The following is a 16654-nucleotide window of genomic DNA, read 5'->3' as shown; positions in this document are numbered from 1 at the left end:
AACGAATGGTAACCATACGATAACTATCCTTCGGTTGAGGTTACGAGAGTGTGTTTCTAGCGCTTAGCGCCGTCGGAACACTCGTCGTGCTACATGCTATATAAAGGCCTTCATTGATGGGCGCTGCTGCCACGTTTTACGCGCTTTTAGGCAACACCCACGCATGAAGAGGCCGCATTCTACGCAAATGCGCTCTGCTTGGAAAGCCTGACAGCCAGAAAACTCAAAGGCCGTCAACCTTACCCAGCGAGCAGATGCCTACTTTAGCGCCGCGGCAATCCGCCGGGGCCGCCCATCCCGCCCATGCCACCGGGGCCGCCCATTCCACCGGGGCCTCCCGGGCCACCGCCGCCCATCATGCCTGACATGCCGCGCATCATTTTCTGCATGCCGCCCTTCTGGCCGGCTTTTTTCATCATTTTCTGCATCTGCTTATGCTGCTTAAGCAGGCGGTTAAGATCCGGCACCTGCAGGCCCGCACCGGCGGCAATACGGCGCTTGCGCGAACCGTTGATCAGGTCGGGCTTACGGCGCTCTTTAGGCGTCATAGAGTTAATCAGCGCCTCAAGCTTACCCATCTCTTTCTCAGGGCCTGGGCCTTGGGCCATCTCGGCCATTTGCCCCATACCGGGTAGCTTACCTAGCAGACCACCCATACCGCCCATTTTTTTAAGCTGCTGGAGCTGGTCGCGAAAATCTTCCAGATCAAAGCCATCACCCTTCTTAACCTTTTTGGCAAGCTGGGCGGCTTTGGATTTATCGACGGTGCGCTCAGCGTCCTCGATCAGCGACAGCATGTCGCCCATACCGAGGATACGCGAGGCCACGCGGTCGGGATGGAACGGTTCCAGGGCATCGACTTTCTCACCGACACCCATGAACTTGATCGGTTTGCCGGTAATGTGGCGCACTGACAGCGCCGCGCCACCACGAGCGTCACCGTCGGCCTTGGTCAGGATCACCCCGGTCAGCGGCAGCGCTTCGCTGAATGCCTTAGCCGTATTGGCGGCATCCTGACCGGTCATGGCATCGACCACAAACAGCGTTTCCTGAGGCGAGACTGCTTTATGCAGCGCCTGGATTTCCGCCATCATCGCTTCATCAATCGCCAAGCGGCCGGCGGTATCGATCAACACTACGTCGTGAAACTGGATCTTAGCGTGCTTGATCGCCGCTTCGGCAATCGCGACCGGCTGCTGATCAGAGTGTGACGGGAAGAAGTCTACCTCGACTTCTTTCGCCAACGTTTCCAGCTGGTCGATAGCCGCCGGACGATAGACGTCGGCAGACACTACCAGCACTTTCTTCTTCTCGCGCTCACGCAGATAGCGAGCCAGCTTAGCCACAGAGGTGGTTTTACCCGCACCCTGTAGACCCGCCATTAATACAACCGCGGGGGAGCCTTTAAGCACGAAGCCATCGTTAGCTTCGCCCATGATCGCTTCCAGCTCTTGCTGAACGATCTTGACGAACTGCTGGCCGGGCGACAGGCTTTTGGACACTTCCTGCCCAACGGCCCGCTCGCGCACGCGCTCAATAAACTCCTTGATGACCGGCAACGCTACATCGGCCTCAAGCAGTGCTCGGCGCACTTCGCGTAAGGTGTCTTTAATATTGTCGTCGGTCAGGCGAGCCTGGCCTTTGATCGACTTTAGCGTCTGAGAAAGACGCTCACTAAGATTCTGGAACATGGGGCCTCTCTGCCTCCGTCACTGCCGTCGGCGCGCACGCCCTGGACTGATGTGTCGCGATTATACGCGTTCACGCCTTGAGTCTCCATGGGGCGCATTGACGATCATGAGAGCCAGCACGCTATTTTCGTATACACGTGCACGGCTGTGCGATGTGGCTTGGATTCGTTATAGTAGCGGAGTAGGTTTTGGCCGCAACCGCTCTTAACGTCGTTTACTTATTTAAAGCAACGCGCTGCAAGGCGCACGGATAGCATCAATGCAGGCGCTCCCTTTCGCCACAATGGCCTTTATTCTCTATGTCGCCGCTGCCATCTGGCAGGGCATGACATTGTTCCGGCGCGTGCCGCCGCGCCAAGGTATGGTGCGCCTAATCGCCGCACTGGGCCTGCTGCTGCACATACCCGTGGCGATCAAACTGGTAGGACAATCCCCAGGGCTGTTGCCGGGCTTTTCCACTAGCGCCACGCTACTGATGGCCGTAGCGGTTAATGTGCTGCTCGTGGCTAGCCTGTTCAAACCGGTTTTAAACGCCGGCATTGCATTATTCCCACTTGCAGGCGTTGCGCTCTTGGCAGCCACTTGGCTACCGAATCAAGGGGGGCATACCGGCCTGACGCCCGGCATTTTGCTGCATGCGGTCAGCTCGGCGCTTGCGTTTGCCGTTCTGGCGATTGCCGCGGCCCAGGCAGTGCTGGTGGGCCTGCAGAACCAAGCGCTTCGCCACCATCATATACGGGGCATTGTGCAATCGTTGCCGCCGCTCACGACCATGGAGCGAGTACTGTTCGAACTGGTGTGGGCCGGCATTGTATTGCTGACGCTCTCTATCGCTAGTGGGCTCATTTTCCTCGATAATCTCTTTGCCCAGCACTTAGCGCATAAAACTGTGCTGTCGCTCTTGGCCTGGATAATCTTCACCACGCTGTTGATAGGGCGTTATCGCTTTGGCTGGCGCGGCATGCGTGCCGTGCGCTGGACGCTAGGCGGCTGCGGCTTGCTCGTGCTGGCTTACTTTGGCAGCAAGTTTGTACTTGAGGTTTTACTCAATCGATAGCTGCTTAACAGGTAGTGGCTCAATTACTAACGGGGCGCAAGCGCGCCTTTGGTTGTCTTGACACGCTACTCGCTACCTTCTAAAAACGAGCTTAATACGCCACAAAGGACCTTTCGACTTGAGCGACGACTTCCCCTTGGGGTTACTGTTCGGCCTGTTAGCCTTACTGATAGTACTTTCTGCTTTCTTTTCCAGCTCTGAAACCGGCATGATGTCGATCAACCGCTACCGCTTGAGCCACCAGGCTAATAGCGGTGATCGCAGAGCAAAACGGGTTATGCGCCTGCTCACCCGCCCAGATCGTCTGATTGGCGTCATTCTGATCGGCAACAACTTCGTTAACAACTTGGCTGCCTCGATTGCCACGATTATCGCCATCCACTTTTTTGGCGACGTATCAGGGCCTGCCATTTCTACCGCTCTGCTGACTATTACCATTTTGATTTTTGCTGAAGTCACCCCCAAAACCTACGCCGCGATTAAGCCAGAACGCATTGCTTACCCTACATCTTACGCGCTTGAACCGCTGCTAAAGCTGCTTTATCCGCTGGTATGGCTGGTCAACGTGATGTCGAATGGCTTACTCAGACTCATTGGCGTTAAAAGCGTTGATAGCGGTGGCGACAGCCTAACGCGAGATGAACTGCGCACCGTCGTTCATGAAGCCGGCACGCTGATTCCTTACCGCCACCGCGCGATGCTGCTCTCCATTCTCGATCTGGAGAATGTCACGGTGAACGATATTATGGTGCCGCGCCATGAAGTTCTGGGTATCGATTTGGATGATTCGCTAGAAGATATTTTGACTCAGATTCGCACCAGCCAGCACACGCGACTGCCGGTATATAAAGGCGATATCAACAACATCATTGGTATGCTGCATCTGCGCAACGCGGCACGCTTTCTCTCCCGCGACGAAGTGACTAAAGCGTCAATTGTCCAGGAGGCGCGCGAACCCTACTTCATTCCTGAGTCCACGCCGCTGCATACCCAACTACTCAACTTCCAAAAACAGAAGCGGCGCATTGGCATCGTGGTGGATGAGTATGGCGATGTGGAAGGCCTGGTAACGCTGGAAGATATTCTGGAAGAGATCGTGGGCGAGTTCACCACTGACGTGTCCGAAGATGAAGAGATTCATCAGCAGGACGACGGTAGCCATGTCATTGAAGGCACCGCCAATATCCGTGAAATTAATAAGATGCTTGGCTGGCAGCTACCGACCGACGGCCCAAAAACGCTCAATGGTTTAATTCTTGAGCACCTTGAGGCGTTTCCAGAAGGCCCTGCGTGCCTACAAATTGGCAATATGCGCATGGAAATCTTGGAGATCCGCGATAACCTCATCACCTCAGCGCGCTGCTGGCAAAAGCTGCGGACATCACGCCGCTAGGTGATATTAGCGAGGGTTAATCCGGCTGACGAGATCCTGATCCGCCGCCGCTTTTAGCGCTCTAACCCGCGCTTCCAGAAACCGCCGTAGCGCCATATCATCGGCATCTAGGCGATTAAGCGGCGGCCCGAAGTGCAAACTCACCGGCGCCCGAAAGCGCTTGGGGCATTTCTTAAGCGCCTTGCCACCATGATGAGAGGTCCACGAACCCCATAGGCCTGCTAACCCGGCAGGGATCACCGGAACATCGTCCCGGGCCAGAATTGTCTCCAAGCCACGCCGGAAGGTGTGGATCTCGCCATCGGGAGTGAGTCGCCCTTCAGGAAAGACCATCACGACCTGCCCCTGGCGCAGCGCCTCGCTAACGTCATCCAGGGCACGACGTATCGCGCCAGGGCTGCGCCGCTCCGACTCAATGGGAATAGCGCCAACCAACTGAAACCACCACTTAAGCCATGGGGAGTCAAAAATCGGCTGGTCCATCACGAAGCGCAGCGGCCGCGGACTAGCGCCACCGAGCACCAAGGCATCCATAAAGCTGACATGATTACACACTACCAGCGCGGCGCCTTGCTTGGGGATATGTTGACACCCATGAACCTGCAGTCGGTAGCAGAGGTGCATTGAGACAAAAATAAGCCACCGCAGAAGGTGTCGAAATACGCTGACACTCCCCTTCACGGCACCGCCTCGCGGTGGCGTAGGCCGGCCAGTATGGTGCTCATCAGTTGGTCTAGCAGTTCATCTACCTTCAATTGCTGACCCTGCCAGTAGCCTAAGCGCTCATTCAACCCAAGCTGGACCAGCCCGTGAACGCTGCCCCACAGTGTGCGCCCCAAGCGACGGGCTTCGAGATCATCCAGTGCTGGCTGGTAAGCCTTGATTGATGCTTCCACTTGGGTAAACAGCGCTTCAATCAAATCACTTTGACGCTGGTCCAGCTCGCCCTCTTGGGCCAGCGGGTAATCGAAAAGTAGCTGCCAGCGGTAGCAGTCCTGCTCAGCGAATCGCCAATAAGCGAGCGCCAGCGAGCGTAGCCATGGCTCTGGATCATCATCAACTAAGCTAGTAATAGTGTGCTGTAGCCGCGCCAACGTTTCCACATTGACGTTCTGCAATAAGTTATTGAAGCTACCGTACAACTTGAGCAACGTGCTGGGCGCGCAGCCGACCTCTCTAGCCAGGGCTCGCAAGGAAAGGCCATGCACTGGCTGCTCAGCTAACCATTCATCACAAGCGTGCATGACCTGCGTATGGAGGGCATCGGGCGCATGCTGTCTAGGACGGGCCATGGCGATCTCTTAAGGTCAACAACAAACAAGAAGGAAGCCTCGCTGCACTTTAGTCGGAACAGCGGGTCATATAGGATACCTTATATCGAACACTGTTTTCGACACTAAAAAACACCCTTTCGTACTTTATTACGCGAAGTCTCCCGCTATACAGGTACACTTCCACGACGATTTGCTAAAGGAGGTAAGTATGACGGGGCGCCTGCATGTGCAAAACTTACCGCTGACCCGCTTATTGCCGACGCTCGACACGTCTGAGCCGCTGATTGAATCGCCCAACCTTGCGCCTCGACAGCCCATCTCCGCGATTCGCGCTGAGCAAGGCCAGTATCGGCTATCGTCGCTTTTCTGGGGATTAACGCCCCCCTGGCTCGAGGTACTAGATCATGCACCTCACTGCGCGCGATCCGAAACGCTTGAATCTCGAGCAATGTTTCGCGATGCGTTTAACGCACGCCGCTGCGTTATCCCGGTTAGCGGCTTCTATCTATGGAAAAATCAGCCGCGCAGCAAGCAGCCTTACTTGGTCACTCAGGTATCACGGGCACCGCTACTGCTAGGCGCACTATGGTGCCGCTACCACACCACGCTAACGGCGTTTAGTGACTCGGCCGCGCTCATCACCGTGCCCGCCAATGTTCTTTTATCACCGCTGACTGACCGCTTGCCGGCAGTCATTCCAAGCCATGCGCTATCCGCATGGCTTAATCCGGATACCGACTCACAAACGCTTAATTCACTATTAGCGCCGGCCCCATTGGAACTGTTAGGCGCTTTTCCTGTATCTAAATATGTCAATAATCCCGCCTATCAGTCACCGGCCTGCGGCCATCCCACCGGGTCGATGCTGCGCTGGGCTGTGTCTTAGGAGCTGTAATGTTGCGATTTTCTAGTTTAATGCACTGGCGCGCTCTGCCTCGGCGTGCGCTGCTTGGTTTTTGCGTGAGCCTCGGAATAGCCTCTTTCGCGCTAGCCGATGACAGTGACACCACGGCGACAGACGCGGTTAAGGACACAGTCACTCCGATCATCAGCCCTTATGACAGCCGCGACTACCGAGTGTTAACGCTTGAGAATGGCCTCAACGTACTGATCGTCAGCGACCCAGAAGCAGACAAAGCGGCCGCATCAATGAATGTTCGTGTGGGCAGCGCTCAAGATCCTGACGACCTTAAGGGATTAGCCCATTTCCTTGAGCACATGCTGTTTTTAGGCACCGAACCTTACCCCGAATCGGACGGCTATCAGCGCTACATTTCCGATAACGCGGGCTCTCATAACGCCTTTACCGCTCAGCAAGACACCAATTACTTCTTTGATATTGAGCCATCGGCGCTACCCGGCGCACTAGACCGCTTTAGTGAATTCTTCCTTTCACCGCTGTTCAATGCAGACCATTTAGCCAGCGAGCGCAATATCGTTCACTCGGAGTATATGGCGCGCATTCGCGATGAGTCCCGACGCGAAAACGATGTGCTTAATCAGCTACTTGCCCCTGACAATGCGACGACAGGCTTTGCCGTGGGAAGCCGTGAAACGCTCGCCAGCCCGCCCGAAGGTGAAGCAACGCTGCGTGAACGGGTTATTGATTTTTATCACCAGCATTACGACGCCAATGTCATGAATCTTGCCATTGTCGCACCTCAGCCGCTGGACACGCTGGAAGAGTGGGTGGCCGAACGCTTCGCCGACATTCCCGACAACGACTTAAGCGTGCCAATCATTGATGCGCCGCTCGTAGATGCGGACACCCTGCCCCACTACATTGAGCGCCAGTCGTTGCAAGACCGTCGCCAGCTACGCTTTTACTTTCCCGTCCCGGACCCTACCGATGACTACCGCACTAAACCATCGCAGTTGATATCACACATGCTGGGTGACGAGGGCGATGGCAGCCTACTGGCCGTTTTAAGAAATGCAGGGCTTGCCGATGGGCTTTCCGCCGGCGTTGGCCGCAGTGATGGTAACGATGCGCTGTTCACCGTTTCCATCAGCCTGACGCCTGCAGGCGCGGAGCGTTTGGATGACATTCAGGCCACGCTGTTTGCAGCGGTTGAGCAACTGCGCAACGACGGCCTTGACGCTTGGCGCTACGATGAACAGAAAAGCCTTAACGAGCAGGGCTTTCGCTTTCAGCAGCACGGCGCCCCCCTGCAGGAAGCCACTAAGCTTTCCATGAGCCTGTCGCGGTATCCCGTAGAGGACGTGCAGTATGCGGCTTATCGGATGGACGACCTGGATGCAGAGCGTCAGCAGGTTTATCTAGATGCGCTTACGCCGGAGAACATGCTGCGCTTTTATTCCGCACCGGATATTGAAAGCGAGACCGTATCGCCGTGGTTCAATACGCAGTGGAAAGAACAGGAACCTGGTGCAGCGGGCCAAGCACTAAGCGGCTTAGCCCTACCCGGCCCCAACCCCTTTATTGCCAGCGATTTGACGCTGCTAGAAGGCCAAGACGAACAGCCTAGTGCGCTAGTAGCAACGCCAACGTTTAGCGCTTGGCACATGCAGGATGCGCGCTTCGATACACCCAGCGTTGAATGGCGAGTCAGCTTACAAAACCCCACCACCAGCTACTCGGCTGAAGAAGCCGTTCTCACCCAGCTGCTCGCCGGCTGGCTCAACGACAGCCTCAACGAATCGCTTTATCCTGCATGGTTAGCGGGCCAGGCGTTCAGCGCCTACCCACACGCCCGAGGCATGACGCTGTCTTTCTCCGGCTGGCGCGATGGGCAAACGCCGCTCATTGAACAAGCACTGGGCCAATTGGAGGACGCCCCCATCAGCGACAGCACCTTTGAACGCGTGCGCTACCAGCTGCAGCGCGAGTTGCGCAACGCCCCTCAAGGGTCTCTTTACGGCCAAGCCAGCAACACTTTGGGCGAAGCCCTGCTAACGCCGCAATGGTCTAACGCGCAGCTCCTCGCTGCTAGCCAGCGGCTTGATCGTCGCCATCTGGAAGATTTCCGCGAGCGCTTTTTAAACGATCTTTATGTCGACGCAATGGCGGTTGGCAATACCGACGCAGCGCTAGCTCGAGAACAGGCACAGCTAATACGTGATCGGCTACAGCCCCGCCTAACCCGCGACGACATTGCCACGCTAACGCCGCTGGCCGTCAGTGATAAGCCTAGCGTGCTGCACCCTGACAGCTCACGGGATGAGTCGCTGGTGCTGCGCTATTTACAAGGTCGTGACCAAACGCCTGAAGAGCAGGCAGCAACGATGGTCATCGCCCAGTGGCTGGAAACGCCGTTCTACCAACAGCTGCGCACCGAGCAGCAGCTTGGCTACATCGTCAACGCCGGCTATTCACCGCTGCTCAATGCGCCAGGCATCGCCTTAATGGTGCAATCTCCCGATACCGACAGCGACACTATCGCTGAGCGTATGGATGCGTTTCTTGAAGAGGCAGGCCAGCGCCTTGACCAGCTAAGTGACGCAGAGCTAGCCCCCCACCGCCAGGCGATCAACACCCAGCTGCGCCAGCGAGATACCAGTCTCTCAGGCATGGCCAACCGCTACTGGCAGGCAACAGCATTGGAAGACGTACGCTTTGATCGACGCAGCCAGTTAGCCGACCTGGTGCTGAACGTTAGTCTTGACGATATAAAGGCACTTTGGCCATCGCTGCGGGCACATACCTTGGACGTGCGCTTTAACCCCGGCGATAAACCCAGCAGCAACATCGAAGCTTACAAAGCAGCGCTTTCAGCACTGCCTAAGGTTCACAATGAGCAGAGCAATCCTTAACGCTTAGCCATCAAGCGCCAAGGAAGGTCGCACTATCACCGGCTCAGGCGTCAAACGCCTGGGCCGGCATCATTGCCTCTACAAACATCACAAGCTCTTCTAGAATTTGCCTTTCACGATCGCTGAGCGCTTGTTGATTGTATTGGGCAATTTCGCGCGCAAATGCCTTAAGCGTAAAGCCGGCTAAACCAGGATCATTGATGCGCATCCAGCGAAACGCTTCCCACTGCTCCCGCTCATCGCCTTCCAGCGTGTCTGGATAGCTGCGGGCACGAAAGCGAAACAGCATCTCTTCCAGGCGCGCATCTTGAAACGCAAAGCGCTCGCCCACTAGATCCCAAGGCTCCATGGCGCGTGCACGCTCCATCTGCTGGCGGTCTGCGGCGGAGAAGAAGCTACCCGAATAAAGCATCAGATCAGGATCCTGCGAGCCGTCGTCGTAGCCTGCACTAAACACCTCTGCGACTTTTTCGGCGATGCCGCTGGCATCGCGCAGTGCTTTCCAGTGCTGCCGACAGGCTGCTACATCGAGGCCTAAACGCGTGACGATAGTGCCGTACTCGCCCTGCTGCGGCCCCTCAACGTCTTTTAAAGCGCTGGCGGGAAAAACCACCGGGCAGCGATTGATGTGAATTACTTTCAAGGGAATCCGCGCTTCGCCTTCGGTCAAATCCTGCTGACTGACAAACACACGGCCCCGTATCTGTTGTGCTGACATGCTGAGCAAAGCATCAGGATCAACGCTTAAATCGTAGACAATCACGCCGTTTGGATTGGTGGGGTGCTCCGCTAGCGGCATCACCAAGGCACTGCAGCCGCGGCTTGCAGGGTAGCGGCGCGAGATGTGCAGCAATGGTTTGGCGTTAGCCAAGTCGAGCTGATGGGCAACCGCACGTTTGCCGCGTAGACCGAGTAGATAATCAAATAGCTTTGTATTACGTACCCTAAGCAAACGGGCCAGCGCAATCGTCGCCCGCACGTCGGCCACCGCGTCATGGGCGCCCTCATGGGCAATACCGTTGGCCGCGGTTAAGTGTTCAAGCTTAAAGCTAGGCGCGCCATCTTCGCGCAACGGCCACTCGATACCGGCCGGGCGCAGTGCATAAAAAGCGCGCACAATATCGATTAAATCCCAGCGGGAATTGCCGTTTTGCCACTCGCGCGAATAGGGATCGAGCAGGTTGCGATAAAACAGATGACGCGAAATCTCATCGTCAAACCGTAAGCTGTTATAACCCACCACGCAGGTACCAGGTTGGCTCATGTGGCGCTGAATCTCGCCTGCAAACTCTGCCTCAGGGAGCCCATGACGCTGGGCTTTTTGGGGGGTAATGCCGGTGATCAAACAGGCTGCAGGATGGGGCAAATAGTCATCGGCCGGTTTGCAGTAAAGCTCTATCGGCTCGCCGATTTCATTTAACTCGGCATCCGTACGCAGCGCCGCGAATTGAGCGGGACGGTCGCGTCGCGGGTCAGCCCCGAAGGTTTCATAGTCATGCCAGAGAAAACTGGCAGGGGCAGCATTGGGTGGCGCCATGAACAAACACTCCGCTGGGCAATGAAAAGCCCAAGCCTAGCACACCCGCCACCCCTTTCGCCGCGTTTCCAGCGCTTTGACTCAGCGCTTGACCTCAACCCTTAGGCAGAGTGACGTTCAGCTCCAGCACGGAACAGTTGTCTTCACTGTCCAACGAAATCTGAATGGCGTCGTCGTCTACTTTAACGTAACGACGAATCACCTCCAGCAACTCGCGCTCAAGCAGCGGCATATAGTCCGGCTGACCGCGCTGACCACGCTGATGCGCGACGATGATTTGCAAACGTTCTTTTGCCACTGAAGCGGACTTCCTGCGCTCACGCTTCAAAAATTCCAGTAATTTCATCGACGACCTCCCCCGAACATGCGGCTCAGCAGACTTGTGCGCTGCACCTCATGAAAGCGCAGCGGTATGTCTTCACCGAGCAAGCGCGATACCGTATCGCTATAAGCTTGGCCTGCATCGCTAGAGATATCGTGCGTGACGGGTACACCCTGGTTAGATGCACGTAGCACGGCTTCCGATTCAGGAATTAAGCCCAGCAAATTAATCGCTAGAATTTCGCGAATATCGTCCAGTGTCAGCATATCACCAGAGGTGACTCGTTCAGGGTTGTAGCGCGTCACCAGCAGGTGCTCTTTAATAGGCTCTTCACCCTGCTCGGCGCGGCGCGTTTTAGAGGCCAGCAGCCCTAAAATACGGTCTGAGTCGCGCACTGACGAGACTTCGGGATTAGTTACCACAACCGCTTCATCGGCAAAATACATGGCCAATTGCGCACCACGCTCAATACCTGCGGGAGAATCACACAGAATGAAATCGAAATCTTCTTTCAGCTTCTCCAGAATTTCGGCAACGCCTTCCTGGGTTAACGCATCTTTATCGCGGGTTTGTGAGGCCGGCAAAATAAACAAATTTTCAACGCGTTTATCACGAATCAGCGCCTGATTCAGCCCTGCTTCGCCTTGAATGACGTTGACTAAGTCATACACCACGCGGCGCTCGCAACCCATGATGAGATCCAGATTACGCAGACCCACATCGAAGTCGATGACGACGGTTTTTTTACCTCGCAGCGCAAGCCCTGTGGCTATTGCTGCTGCACTGGTGGTTTTACCAACCCCTCCTTTACCAGAGGTCACTACAATTATTTTGGCCAAAGGTCACTTCCCTCTTGAAGTCATTTGTCGTGAGCGATTAGGCGCCCTACGCATAACGGGAACGTCAATGTTGTCAACATGCCACACTGTAACGGATAGTGTTTTCGGCGTCGCTAGGCGTAAAGCGCCAGCCCGCGTTCACACCACATTAACCGAGTGGCTTAATTTCAAGCTGTTCGTTTGTAAAGTGAACTTCTGTTGGCCGCCCCAGCAGCTGTGAATCAATATCTTCCATGCGCTTGTAATTACCCGCCACGGATAGTAATTCTGCTTCAAGCTCACGACAGTAAATACCCGCCTGAATATTGCCGTGAATACCCGCTAAAGCACGACCACGCAGCGCGCCATACACATGAATACTGCCTGCAGCTAGTACCTCCGCCCCGGCATTGACGGCGCCAATCACAACCAGATCTCCCTCAGAGGCACTGACCTGCTGCCCCGAACGGACGGTGCCACGGAAAAGACGAGTACCAAGCGCAGGCGCATCTGACGGCTCATTTTGTCTTGCCGCATCTTCATCGGTTACTTCATGCACTGGCGTTCTATCGACACTTTCAAGCGCGCGTGTACGGCCTTCTTCAACCGGAGGAAACCAGCCCAGTCCAAGTGCCCATGCCGACTGGCGCACCGGCTCGGTTCCTCCACGCACGGCCACAGGCAAAAGTTTGTGATCCCGACACACAGCACAAATACGCTCAAGGGCTAAGTGGGGTTCATTCAGCTTTTCCACGCTGAGCACAACCGGTGTATGCTGAAAGAATGCGGGGGCCTGCGATAGCTTGCCGGCCAGCTGCAGACGGATACGTTCCGGGTCGGCGCTGCTTAGCTCCATGACGGTCATCGGCAGCATGCCACCTTTGAAGGTAAAGGCCACTGCGGCACTATCCAAGTTAAGGCTCATGGCCGAACTCCATGTCATGTTTAGATTAGATAAAGGTAGCGCACTATTCACGCATTGTGATGTAGAAATTAGTCGCTTACCAGATCATAGTTAGACCAAGCTAAGCGACAGCGCCGGTGACTGCAACCACCTTGTCGTAGAAGACTGATTTTTTTTAGCGCTATACACCTCATACAGCAGGATGATCCATGCACGGACTGTTAAGACGCCTGTTCGCCCCTCGGTGGCAGCATCCGGACCCTGAGGTCCGCCGCCAGGCTCTCCAGCGACTCGACCCACAGCATAACGAACAGCGCCAAGCGCTGCAGGCGCTCGCTCAAGATAGTGATAGTCACATTCAGCTTGCCGCGCTGCTCGCCCTTGATGACTGTGCGGGCCTCGTCAAAGCGTACCCACAACACCTGCAACAAGACGCCTGGTTTAATGCCGTCTGCCTACGGATAAGTGGACGTGAGGGCCATACCGATCTGCAGCAGCGCCAAGCACTTATTGAACAGATCGACGAGCCGCGAGCGCTGAGCGCCGTTGCCTTGCAAGGCGATAATCTCAGCCTGCGCATGAGCGCACTAGATAAGCTCACTGATGACAACGACTTGATTCATCAGGCGTGTCATAACGGCGTGGCGGCCGTTCGCCATCAGGCCGCCGAGCGCATTGAAGACGAAGAAGGGCTGAAGCGGTTACTGAAAGAAGCCCGCCGTGATCGCCAGGTGGTTCGCTTAGCGCGTGATCGTCTTAACCGCCTACGCAGCGACGCTCAGTGGCAGGAAGCCGAAGAGCAGCAGCGAGAAACGCTGCTTAATCAGCTTGAGCAGCATGCCCGCGCGCCCTGGGAGCCTCTTTACGGCGGCCGTCTCCGCCACTTCCAGCGCCAGTGGGAACAGCTTACTCAGCCCGCCAGCGTTGAGCAGGACCAACGTTTTCATCACGCCCTGCTCAATGGCCGCAAGACGTTGCACGACCACGAAACCCAAGAGCAGGCGCGTCAGCAAAGTGCAGAGCTGCGCGACGAAGCCGAAAATACCCGCGAGCAGTTGCTTGAAGGTCTCGAAGAGACCCTTGACGGCTTGCGTCATGCGAGCGCCATAACAGCTCAAGATATCGACAGCCTGCGCGCCCAGCGCCAGCTTTTAGGCCAGCGCTGGCAAGCGCTCTCCGATCTGCATCCGCCTAGCGACACTCTCCAACAACGCCATGCGATGGCTATTCAACATTACGACCAGTGCTTAGAAGCATGGCAACGCTGGAGCGCTACCAGCCCTGCTATCGAAATGGCCCTGGCCAATGGTGATCACTCGGATCTGGCAACGCTGGTTGCCCAGTGTCAGTGGCCCAAAAGCTTTTCGCCGCCAAGCTTACTGAGCCGCGCCCAGGCGGCTCTACGCGCGGAAAATGCCGTCCTAGCACAGCCGACGACTGAAGACACGGCCGCAGTAGAAGCCCATGCGGCGGAGCTGGATACATTTGAGCACTTGTTAGAACGCGGCGCCTTTAAGAGCGCCAGCCGGCTTCACCAGCGGCTTAAGCCCAACATAGAAGCACTAGAAAGCGCCGCTACCCAGCCCCTCAAAGTACGCTTAAAGCATCTCGCCGCCCGACTGGCAGAGCTTCGCGATTGGCGCGGCTTTGTCGCCGAGCCAAAACGCGAGCAGCTGTGCGCCAGCATTGAAGCACTAGCCAGCGACCTGCACATGGCCGAAGAAGCGCTCGACCGTCACCATCGCCAGCTGGTCAAAGAGTGGAAATCCCTGGGTGACGCGGCGGCTAATCGTGAGCAGTCCGCTCGCTTTCGCACCGCATCAGACAGCATTCATGCACGCCTGGCCCCTTGGCGGGATCAATTGAGCGAAGAGCGCGAGGCCAACCTTAAAGCGCGCGAGGCCCTTTGCGATCAGCTTGAAAGCCTGCTGGCGCAGCCCGCAGAGGATGCCGACCCCGATATACTTCGACAGATTCGCGATAAAGCACGCCATCAATGGCGCCATTACAGCCCTGTCTCGCGCGAAGGCTCTGAGGCCGTTGGGCGTCGCTTTGGCGTCATTCGTCATCGCCTGCAAACGTTGATAGACCAGCGCGCCGAGACCATCGCGTCACAAAAGCAGGCGCTGATTAGTCAAGTCACCGCGCTGCGCAACGCCGACAGTCAGCCGTTGGCTCAGCGCATCCATCTAACGAAACAGCTTCAGCACCAGTGGCGTGCACTAGGCCGCGCGCCCAAGGGCGAAGAGAAAGCGCTTTGGAAAAGCTTTCGCCACGAGTGCGATCAGCTCTTCGCCCAGCGCGATGCACACAAAAACGAGCAGGCCGCACGTCAGCAAAAACAACTGGATGACATGCAGACGCTAATTGACCAAATGGATAGCTGGCAGCCTATCAACGCCAGCGAGGCGACTAACCTAGACGACTTTCTCAAGCAGGCCAGCCAGCTAGAACCGCTGCCACATAATCGACGCAGCGAAGGCATGCAGCGCCGCATGAGCGGCATAGTCCGCGCGCGGCGAGAACGTTTGAACCGTCTTGCGGTTGCCGATACGGTCCAGCAGTGGCAGGCCATCATGCCGTTAGTGAATGCTCACTTAGCTGCCGACGAGCACTATCTAGTCGAGGCCGTTGCCAACGATGTTGATGCTCAAACGATACTCAGCGCTGCGCTTCCCGCAGAGTTCATCGCCGCTCATCGCGCCCGCAATGAACAACGTCTCAGCGTTAAGGCACCGCTATCAGATGCGGATCTCAGCAAGATAACTGACTGTCTCGCTCGCCTGAGAGTGCACCTTTCAATGTTGGCACTGGGCAGCGTGCGCCAAAGCGATGAGCCTTTACGCCTTGCCATTCAGGTAGAGCGCCTTAATGAAGGCTTTAATCAAGAACGTAGCCGCGACCAGAATGTCACCGACATTTTAGCTGCACTCTTGGCGCTAGGGCCGATGCCTGACGCGCTCTGGGCCGCTGAAGTGGAAGAGTTTAATAATCTGCTGAGCCGGCTAGCAAGAGTGCCGCTGCCTTAGCGAAAGCGTGGCTTAACGCCATCGACAAAACAATAACGGGAGGCTGAAAAGCCTCCCGTTTGCGTGTTCAGATAACAAAGCTCGCATGCCGTTATCAGCTAATAGCGAGCCACTAACCCATAAACTGACCGCCATTGATATCGATGTTAGCACCAGTAATAAATCCTGACTCCTTATCGGCTAAGAAAGTGACCAAACGGCCAATCTCTTTTGGCGTACCATAGCGCTTCACCGGAATCGTTTCCCGGATGGCTTCACGCACTTTTTCTGGAATATTCATAATCATATCGGTAGCGATGTAGCCAGGCGATACGGTGTTGACGGTAATGCCCTTGGTCGCGGTTTCCTGCGCCAATGACATGGTTAAACCGTGCATCCCGGCTTTGGCGGCCGCGTAGTTGACTTGGCCAAACTGCCCCTTGCGGCCATTGATGGATGAAATATTAATAATCCGCCCATAGCCATGCTCCAACATCATCTCAATGACGCTGCGGCAGGTATTAAAAACGCTGTTGAGGTTGGTATCGAGTACTTCGTACCACTGCTCATAAGACATTTTCTTCATGGTGCCATCACGCGTGATACCTGCGCAGTTCACGAGTACGCTGATGGGTCCGTACTTATCATGAATTTCGCGGGCACCTTCCAGGCAGGCATTGTGATCGGACAGGTCGACGCCGGATAGTTCGATATTGTTATAACCGTCAGCCTGCTGCGTTTCTAGCCAGGTTTCGGCCTTATCAGGGTTGCGGTAACCCGCGACGACCAGATAACCCGCCTCTGCCAGCGAACGGCAAATCGCCGTACCGATACCACCAGTTCCACCAGTTACCCAGGCGACGGGGGCTTGATTGG

The 16654-nt window shown here is 56.1% G+C and carries 13 protein-coding genes; 5 read left to right on the top strand and 8 right to left on the bottom strand.

All coding sequences use genetic code 11. From position 1 onward, the window contains the following. Positions 1-263 precede the first annotated feature (263 nt). A complete protein-coding gene (gene ffh, locus ACTH5D_RS13850) occupies positions 264-1691 on the bottom strand; it encodes a signal recognition particle protein (protein ID WP_441672212.1) in 1428 nt (475 codons plus the stop codon). Between the two features lie 259 nt (positions 1692-1950). On the opposite strand from ffh, the gene ACTH5D_RS13845 reads away from it, so the two are divergent. Both ACTH5D_RS13845 and ACTH5D_RS13840 read left to right on the top strand, forming a co-directional pair. Then, entirely contained in the window at positions 1951-2748 is a 798-nt protein-coding gene (locus ACTH5D_RS13845) for a cytochrome C assembly family protein (protein ID WP_441672210.1), read from the top strand. Positions 2749-2866: 118 nt separating this feature from the next. Next, positions 2867-4141 (top strand): HlyC/CorC family transporter, encoded by a 1275-nt coding sequence (locus tag ACTH5D_RS13840; RefSeq protein ID WP_441672208.1) that lies wholly within the window; start codon positions 2867-2869, stop codon positions 4139-4141. Between the two features lie 6 nt (positions 4142-4147). Here ACTH5D_RS13840 and ACTH5D_RS13835 read toward each other — a convergent pair whose 3' ends face one another. Both ACTH5D_RS13835 and ACTH5D_RS13830 read right to left on the bottom strand, forming a co-directional pair. Then, positions 4148-4765, bottom strand: coding sequence for a 1-acyl-sn-glycerol-3-phosphate acyltransferase (locus ACTH5D_RS13835; RefSeq protein WP_441672214.1), 618 nt, complete (start codon positions 4763-4765; stop codon positions 4148-4150). A 53-nt stretch (positions 4766-4818) separates the two neighbouring features. Continuing rightward, positions 4819-5433: a TetR/AcrR family transcriptional regulator gene (locus ACTH5D_RS13830; protein ID WP_427029814.1), complete on the bottom strand. Its 615-nt coding sequence runs from the start codon at positions 5431-5433 to the stop codon at positions 4819-4821. 190 nt (positions 5434-5623) lie between these two features. On the opposite strand from ACTH5D_RS13830, the gene ACTH5D_RS13825 reads away from it, so the two are divergent. Together ACTH5D_RS13825 and ACTH5D_RS13820 are read left to right on the top strand one after the other, a co-directional pair. Continuing rightward, complete coding sequence (locus ACTH5D_RS13825; protein ID WP_441672205.1) at positions 5624-6301, top strand: SOS response-associated peptidase; 678 nt, start codon at positions 5624-5626, stop codon at positions 6299-6301. A gap of 8 nt (positions 6302-6309) precedes the next feature. After that, entirely contained in the window at positions 6310-9189 is a 2880-nt protein-coding gene (locus tag ACTH5D_RS13820) for an insulinase family protein (RefSeq protein WP_441672203.1), read from the top strand. Between the two features lie 43 nt (positions 9190-9232). On the opposite strand, the gene sbcB is transcribed toward ACTH5D_RS13820, so the two are convergent. From sbcB to minC, 4 genes are all read right to left on the bottom strand, one after another. Beyond that, positions 9233-10726 carry an exodeoxyribonuclease I gene (gene sbcB / locus ACTH5D_RS13815; RefSeq protein ID WP_441672201.1) on the bottom strand — a complete coding sequence of 498 codons (1494 nt, stop codon included), beginning with the start codon at positions 10724-10726 and terminating at the stop codon, positions 9233-9235. A gap of 94 nt (positions 10727-10820) precedes the next feature. Beyond that, a complete protein-coding gene (gene minE, locus ACTH5D_RS13810) occupies positions 10821-11072 on the bottom strand; it encodes a cell division topological specificity factor MinE (protein ID WP_096276083.1) in 252 nt (83 codons plus the stop codon). Further along, a complete protein-coding gene (gene minD, locus ACTH5D_RS13805) occupies positions 11069-11887 on the bottom strand; it encodes a septum site-determining protein MinD (RefSeq protein ID WP_441672199.1) in 819 nt (272 codons plus the stop codon). Before minD ends, minE begins: the two co-directional genes overlap by 4 nt. Before the next feature lie 148 nt (positions 11888-12035). Next, positions 12036-12791, bottom strand: coding sequence for a septum site-determining protein MinC (gene minC, locus ACTH5D_RS13800; RefSeq protein WP_441672197.1), 756 nt, complete (start codon positions 12789-12791; stop codon positions 12036-12038). A gap of 188 nt (positions 12792-12979) precedes the next feature. On the opposite strand from minC, the gene ACTH5D_RS13795 reads away from it, so the two are divergent. Next, positions 12980-15799 carry a DUF349 domain-containing protein gene (locus ACTH5D_RS13795; RefSeq protein WP_441672195.1) on the top strand — a complete coding sequence of 940 codons (2820 nt, stop codon included), beginning with the start codon at positions 12980-12982 and terminating at the stop codon, positions 15797-15799. Positions 15800-15911: 112 nt separating this feature from the next. Here the strand turns inward: ACTH5D_RS13795 and phbB are convergent. After that, on the bottom strand, positions 15912-16654 hold a 743-nt coding region (phbB, locus tag ACTH5D_RS13790; RefSeq protein WP_441672193.1), incomplete at its 5' end, for an acetoacetyl-CoA reductase.

Origin of the sequence: Halomonas sp. (assembly GCF_052095695.1) — a bacterium.
Lineage (GTDB): Bacteria > Pseudomonadota > Gammaproteobacteria > Pseudomonadales > Halomonadaceae > Vreelandella.
Note: the sequence above shows the minus strand (reverse complement) of the source record. Positions and strands in the feature narration are given on the sequence as shown.

Coding starts and splice junctions, on each gene's coding strand:
- ffh (WP_441672212.1), bottom strand. CDS start 1,691: ATGTTCCAGAATCTTAGTGAGCGTCTTTCTCAGACGCTAAAGTCGATC.
- ACTH5D_RS13845 (WP_441672210.1), top strand. CDS start 1,951: ATGCAGGCGCTCCCTTTCGCCACAATGGCCTTTATTCTCTATGTCGCC.
- ACTH5D_RS13835 (WP_441672214.1), bottom strand. CDS start 4,765: ATGCACCTCTGCTACCGACTGCAGGTTCATGGGTGTCAACATATCCCC.
- ACTH5D_RS13830 (WP_427029814.1), bottom strand. CDS start 5,433: ATGGCCCGTCCTAGACAGCATGCGCCCGATGCCCTCCATACGCAGGTC.
- ACTH5D_RS13825 (WP_441672205.1), top strand. CDS start 5,624: ATGACGGGGCGCCTGCATGTGCAAAACTTACCGCTGACCCGCTTATTG.
- ACTH5D_RS13820 (WP_441672203.1), top strand. CDS start 6,310: ATGTTGCGATTTTCTAGTTTAATGCACTGGCGCGCTCTGCCTCGGCGT.
- sbcB (WP_441672201.1), bottom strand. CDS start 10,726: ATGGCGCCACCCAATGCTGCCCCTGCCAGTTTTCTCTGGCATGACTAT.
- minE (WP_096276083.1), bottom strand. CDS start 11,072: ATGAAATTACTGGAATTTTTGAAGCGTGAGCGCAGGAAGTCCGCTTCA.
- minC (WP_441672197.1), bottom strand. CDS start 12,791: ATGAGCCTTAACTTGGATAGTGCCGCAGTGGCCTTTACCTTCAAAGGT.
- ACTH5D_RS13795 (WP_441672195.1), top strand. CDS start 12,980: ATGCACGGACTGTTAAGACGCCTGTTCGCCCCTCGGTGGCAGCATCCG.